This is a genomic window from Candidatus Angelobacter sp., from assembly GCA_035607015.1.
Taxonomy (GTDB): domain Bacteria; phylum Verrucomicrobiota; class Verrucomicrobiia; order Limisphaerales; family AV2; genus AV2.
Window position 1 is genome coordinate 1 of record DATNDF010000489.1, and the last position, 5,605, is coordinate 5,605.

Here is a 5,605-nt window from a genome sequence, read left to right on the forward strand (position 1 = left end):
AGCAACCAGATTCGGCCACAAAAAAACGCGAAGGCTGTTGACCTTCGCGTTTGCGCCCACGTGGGCGATAAATTATTTCTGAACAAACTGTATGCCCGTGCCCTGCGGCATTTCATTCGCGCAAGGCTGGTTGATCGGCGCGTCGGGCGTGCGTTCGTTCGGGGCTGTGAGGTTGTTGGCCAGCAGATACGCCTCGACCTCCTCGCCGCTCACGTCGGCCAGCATGTGACCGGCGACTTCGACGCACGGGCTGAGCATCTGTCCGCTCTTTTCAATCATCTCCTGCCGCTGCAACGCGTCGTTGATGATGTCGCGGTCCTCGTACGGCAGGTCGTATTTTTTCAACACGGCGCGCACACCGTTGCTCCAGCCGCACGAAGGTTTCAAATAAGCGATAATTTTGGGTTTGTTCATAGTTTTCAAAAATCCGGTCATAAGCTGCCATAGCATGGCCGTTTGGCAATACTTTCCTCAACAAATTCCAGATTGCACGCGGTCAACGCCGGAAGGTTAAATGACGCGCATGCCACTGAAGGTGCTGATTGTGCCCGACAAATTCAAGGGAACGCTGACCGCCCTAGACGCCGCTGAATTAATGGCGAAAGGCTGGCGGGACGCGCGCGGAGCGGACCAACTGGAGCTTTTGCCCATGAGCGACGGCGGGGACGGCTTTGGCGAAGTATTGGGCCGCCTTCGCAACGCCGAAATGAAAACTGTGGCTACGCTGGACGCAGCCGGCCGTCCGATCCGGGCGGCATGGTGGTGGGATCCCAAAACCACAACCGCGATCATCGAATCTGCCCGCGTCATCGGACTCGCACTGCTGCCACCCAACAAATTCCACCCGTTTAACCTGGATACTTTTGGTCTGGGCGCCGTGATGGACGCTGCCACTGGTATCGGCGCGAGACATTGCTTGATGGGAATCGGCGGCAGCGCCACGAATGATGGCGGCTTCGGTGTCGCGCGCGCGCGCGGCTGGACGTTTCTGGACAATCGCGGGCAGCCGATCGAACACTGGCGCCACCTGGATTTGTTGCAGCATATCCGCGCGCCTGATCCGCAAGGAGAACTGCCCGAATTGCTCGTGGCCGTTGACGTGCAAAACCCTTTACTGGGCACGAAGGGCGCCACTCGAATCTACGGCCCGCAAAAAGGTCTCCGACCTGAAGACATTGAGCACGCGGAGAATTGTCTTCGCCGTTTGGCCGAGGTTGCCGGACGGGAACTGGGCTCGAACGCCGCAATTGAGCCGGGCGCCGGAGCGGCCGGCGGACTCGGGTTCGGCATGCGCTGTTTCTTTGGCGCACGTCTGGAATCCGGCTTTGACATCTTCGCGCGCCACGCCCGTTTGCGCGAACGTATCCTGGCCGCGCAGCTCGTGATCACAGGAGAAGGAGCCATCGACGCATCCACACTGATGGGAAAAGGGGTCGGCGAAGTCGCCCGGCTCTGCAACGAAGCAGGGATTCCCTGCATAGGCCTGGCCGGCGCCCTGCGCGATTCCGCCCTGGTGGATCAGTCCAAAGGGCAGCGCTTCCTGCACGCACTCGGCATGTCGCCGCACCTGACGACGCCCGAACTCGCCGTGCGCGACCCGCAGGTCTGGCTGCCGCGACTCGCGGCGGAGGCCGCCCGGAACTGGGCGGAAAATCAATAATCCACTTGTCGCTCACGAACGGGCTCTCTACCCTCGCGCCGTTCGGAACATAAAAACAATTTTCAGCCCCTCTGCACCTGCGGTATATTGACCGCATTCTGACAAATGAGCAAAAGGACAAAAATCGCCCTTTACGTTTTTCTCGCGCTCTCCGTCTGCGTGTTCACCTGGGGTTTCAAGAGCAACTACTCGCGTCTGATGGCGGAAGGTGAACCGAAGGCGGACTCAGATCTCGCCAATGTCAATATCCCCGACTACCAGAAAAAGGCCGCTCCCGTCAGGACCGACTATCATCTCGGAGTCTGGGGCGCCGGACTGGTGCTGTCGCTGGTCGGGCTGGGATTGATGGTCGCGCATGACGTTTCGGATTATTTCGGTGGGCGCACCCTCAAGGTCATCTACAATGACGAAGGCGGGGGTATCGCGAGTCCCGATTACGAAAATGCGGAACAGGAATGGGCCAGGGGAAATTTCCTGGAAGCCATCCAGTTGTTTCGCGATTATCTAAAGGAAAACCCCCGCGAACAGCATGTCGCCCTGCGCATCGCGGAAATCTACGAAAAGGACCTTCAGAACTTCCTTGCCGCCGCGCTGGAATACGAGGAGGTGCTCAAACAAAAACTGCCTCCCGAACGCTGGGGCTGGGCGGCCATTCACCTTTGCAATCTTTACACGAGCAAACTGAACCAATCGGACAAAGGGATCGCGTTGCTTCAACGCATTGTCGCCGAGTACGGTGAAACCGCCGCCGCGGAAAAGGCCCGCAAACGACTGACCCAGCTCGAAGAGGAAGGCATCATCGCCGCTTCGCCTGGAACATCACCCGGATCTGCTCCTTCAACCTCCAATCTTCCGCCCGGTTTTGCGCCCAAAAAACTCTGATCACGGACCGGACACTTCCGCTTTGACCCGGTAAAAGCGGGTGGTGGCGGCAGGCGCGGGATCGGTCCATTGATTCGTCCGCAACGGCCAGTTCCCGCCCGGGACCGAAGTCCAGTTGGTCGCGCTCAGCGAATCCGTGAATTGAAGGGTATAGACAAGGTTCGTGCCCTGGACAGTGTAAGCCGCGTTGGTCGAAACATCCGGCCACGTAATCGTGATCCCTTGGCTCGGGGAGTTGGTTTGAACGCTCAACTCAAGCGCAGGACCAAATTCCGCGACGACAGCGTAGTTCAAGAACCCGACAACTCCCTTCGACATAGCGAACCACTCATCCCAATTCGTCTCAAGTTGCGATGGGGAACAGGGCGCGTTTTCTGGCGGCAAGACCTCTGTGAACCCCCAGGACTTGATCACGTGCCAGGACCAGAGCGTTTTGGTCGCGTCAGAAAAATTCCGGTTAATTCCGTCGCTCCCGGCTTCCACCGAGAATACCGGGGCCTTCGAATTCGGAGCATTCGTAATCATTTCCCGCGCCTGTTGAATATCGGCAGGATTAGACAGGGGAAGCAGGAACGATTCAGCGACCGAATTGGAAGAACTCTCGCATGTTCCTGTGACTTGGAAATCGATGATCGCGGGTCCGCCTGTGATCGAGCACGACAACATCCCCAGCATCAAACGAAACGATAACCGAATCAATGTGTGCATAGCGCCAAGCTTGTTCACTTCCAAACCAGGAAATTCCTCGGCCAGTTCAGGGCAGCACCGCGATTAACCCAGAACGACTCGCCGACTGCGATGCTCGGTTCGGAAGGCGACCAGACGCCACTCGAATACGTATAAACAACGTAATTGGCGGACAGCCAATCGCCGTTCTCGTCGGCATACAGGTACCAAGAGAGTTGCAGTTGCTTCATGTTATTCAGGCATTGGATCGTCTGAGCCTGAGCTTTTGCTTTCGACAGCGCCGGCAAGAGCAAGCCCGCCAGGATCCCAATCACGGCGATCACCACCAGCAACTCGACGAGGGTAAAGCCTGTCGCCCAAAGCTGGTAATTCCCCGCTCGGTGCCCGAATTTTGTTGACGCTGGCTTTATCATCGTAAGGCTGGCGAGCAGTGAGAAGTTGCGCGCCGGCAGTTTTGAAGAGCAACGAGTCCTACGGCTTTTTCGCGGCTGTGGCCCTGTCGCCCAGCCAGGCCGCGTCCGGATTTTCTTCCCGCACGGGTATGTATTGATTGCGCTGGACGGGTTGCCTCGTCCGCGGGTCGAGCCACTTCTTCGTCTCAACATGACCATCTGCAAAGGACAACGTTGCGGCGGCGTTGTGGCGACTGGCGGGGAGTTGAAACCACCAATGCGGCTGTGGCATGGGCGGAATCGGCGCTGCCTGCCCGATTTCAAATCGGCCATCATGCACCGTGTCTTCGTGCTCATCGATGAACACCCAGGTCCGAGTCGTATCCACATTGCCCAGGTCCGAAGTTTTCTTGAACACATAAACAAAGGTGCCGTCTTCGCCAAGTGGCCACGAGTTCATATATGAGTTGATGGAATAACTGCGGACTCGCGCGTTTTTGGCCCCGCTAATCAGAATCCACGACTTGTCTGCCGGACATTTGTAGATGGCTGGATTCTTGGTGTACGGGGCAATACTGCCATATCCTCCGGGCACCAGTTTCAACGCGTTCGTGCTGTCGGCGAACCACCGTGCATCAATAGTTTCGGTTTCATAAGTCATCCAGCCGGAAACCCAACTTGCGGTGTCAGGGGATTTGCCCGCTACTTGATCCGGGTAAATCGGAGCCGTTCGATCATTGTTGTCGTCCGCATAAAGGTGCCACGAAAGTTGAAGCTGCTTAAGGTTGTTTACGCACTGAATCGTCTGCGCTTTGGCCTTTGCCTTGGCGAGTGCCGGCAAAAGGAGTCCAGCCAGAATTGCGATGACCGCGATCACGACCAGAAGCTCGATCAGCGTAAAGCCATCCTTACGCCCCGAATGCTTTGTCAGTTTTTCTGATCTTCTCATCGGCTTTTGCGTGCCCATTTTAGCCCGGCACGCGAACATAGAAAGCAACGGCCATGCCGCACTTCTGATAATCACGGCGTCATCAAGAAGCCATGAACATAGGTCTCACTTACCGCGTTATTGTAACCCCAGCCGACGATCACGCCACTATCATTGATCGCTTCGGCACTGATGGGAGCCCACTGAGAGCCGGTGGGGAGCAGGTAACGAAGGTCTTTATAGCCCAAATCACTTTGCCAGAGGAAGGCACTGCTGTTGATGGCGTCTGAAAAACTGCGCGGACAGTGATGAAGGAAGGAAACCAAAATCCTACTGCGACTTGAAACAACTGCTGCGCTCCTGCAACCAGGCGGCGTCCGGATTTTCTTCAATCACTGGAATATACCTCGTCCGTGTGACGGGCTGCCTCGTACGCGGATCGAGCCACTTCTTGATTTCAGCGTGACCATCGGCAAAGGAAAGTGTCACCGCGCCGTTGTGCCGGCTCGACGGGAGTTCGGCCCAGAAGTGCGGCACCCAGGGCGACGTAGGACCAGCCAGCTCTACTTCAAAGCGTCCGTCTTCAATGCTGTCCTCATGTTGGTCAATGAACACCCAAGTTTGCGAGGCGGACGGAGCAATGATGTCTGTGGTCTTCCTAAACACACAAACCACAGTATCTCCCCACGGCCACAAAGAGTCCATAAAGCCGTTCATTGCTACACTTCGCACTCGACCACTCCTTGCCCCGTTGATCATGATCCAGGACTTATCCGCCGGGCATTTGTAGATGCCCGGATTCTTGGTGTAGCGCGCGATGCTGCCGTACCCGCCGGGAATCAGTAGCAGCGTGTTGGTGCTTTGCGAATACCAAGGCGCGTCGATCGCGGACGTTTCATAAGTCATCCAGCCGGACACCCAACTCGCCATGCCGGTGTATTTGCCCGCATCCTGACCCGGGTAGTTTGGCGTAATCCGATCTTCGTGATCATCCGCATACAAGTGCCACGCAAGCTCAAGTTGCTTCATGTTATTCAGGCATTGGATCGTCTGAGC

Annotated in this window: 7 protein-coding genes and 1 pseudogene; 2 read left to right on the forward strand and 6 right to left on the reverse strand. The window is 56.8% G+C overall.

All coding sequences use genetic code 11. The features are described from left to right. Positions 1-72 precede the first annotated feature (72 nt). The gene (locus VN887_19460) at positions 73-414 is read right to left on the reverse strand and encodes a glutaredoxin (GenBank protein HXT42195.1); all 342 of its coding nucleotides are present in this window, start codon (positions 412-414) and stop codon (positions 73-75) included. 109 nt (positions 415-523) lie between these two features. On the opposite strand from VN887_19460, the gene VN887_19465 reads away from it, so the two are divergent. Then, positions 524-1,660: a glycerate kinase gene (locus VN887_19465; GenBank protein HXT42196.1), complete on the forward strand. Its 1,137-nt coding sequence runs from the start codon at positions 524-526 to the stop codon at positions 1,658-1,660. Positions 1,661-1,765: 105 nt separating this feature from the next. Next, positions 1,766-2,542 carry a hypothetical protein gene (locus VN887_19470; GenBank protein HXT42197.1) on the forward strand — a complete coding sequence of 259 codons (777 nt, stop codon included), beginning with the start codon at positions 1,766-1,768 and terminating at the stop codon, positions 2,540-2,542. Here the strand turns inward: VN887_19470 and VN887_19475 are convergent, their stop codons facing one another. The 5 genes and pseudogenes from VN887_19475 to VN887_19495 all read right to left on the reverse strand — a co-directional run. After that, positions 2,543-3,250: a hypothetical protein gene (locus VN887_19475; protein HXT42198.1), complete on the reverse strand. Its 708-nt coding sequence runs from the start codon at positions 3,248-3,250 to the stop codon at positions 2,543-2,545. It abuts the gene before it with no gap. Positions 3,251-3,402: 152 nt separating this feature from the next. Then, positions 3,403-3,642 (reverse strand): annotated as a pseudogene (locus tag VN887_19480) (type II secretion system protein). A 58-nt stretch (positions 3,643-3,700) separates the two neighbouring features. Continuing rightward, the gene (locus tag VN887_19485; protein ID HXT42199.1) at positions 3,701-4,570 is read right to left on the reverse strand and encodes a prepilin-type N-terminal cleavage/methylation domain-containing protein; all 870 of its coding nucleotides are present in this window, start codon (positions 4,568-4,570) and stop codon (positions 3,701-3,703) included. Between the two features lie 71 nt (positions 4,571-4,641). Beyond that, positions 4,642-4,875, reverse strand: a complete 234-nt coding sequence (locus VN887_19490) for a hypothetical protein (GenBank protein ID HXT42200.1) — start codon at positions 4,873-4,875, stop codon at positions 4,642-4,644. Between the two features lie 4 nt (positions 4,876-4,879). Then, positions 4,880-5,605, reverse strand: a 726-nt coding sequence (locus tag VN887_19495) for a hypothetical protein (GenBank protein ID HXT42201.1), incomplete at its 5' end; no start/stop codon positions are given.

What these genes read in the sequence shown, in the direction of transcription:
- VN887_19460 (HXT42195.1), bottom strand. Translation starts at nt 414, where the DNA reads ATGAACAAACCCAAAATTATCGCTTATTTGAAACCTTCGTGCGGCTGG.
- VN887_19485 (HXT42199.1), bottom strand. Translation starts at nt 4,570, where the DNA reads ATGAGAAGATCAGAAAAACTGACAAAGCATTCGGGGCGTAAGGATGGC.
- VN887_19475 (HXT42198.1), bottom strand. Translation starts at nt 3,250, where the DNA reads ATGCACACATTGATTCGGTTATCGTTTCGTTTGATGCTGGGGATGTTG.
- VN887_19470 (HXT42197.1), top strand. Translation starts at nt 1,766, where the DNA reads ATGAGCAAAAGGACAAAAATCGCCCTTTACGTTTTTCTCGCGCTCTCC.
- VN887_19465 (HXT42196.1), top strand. Translation starts at nt 524, where the DNA reads ATGCCACTGAAGGTGCTGATTGTGCCCGACAAATTCAAGGGAACGCTG.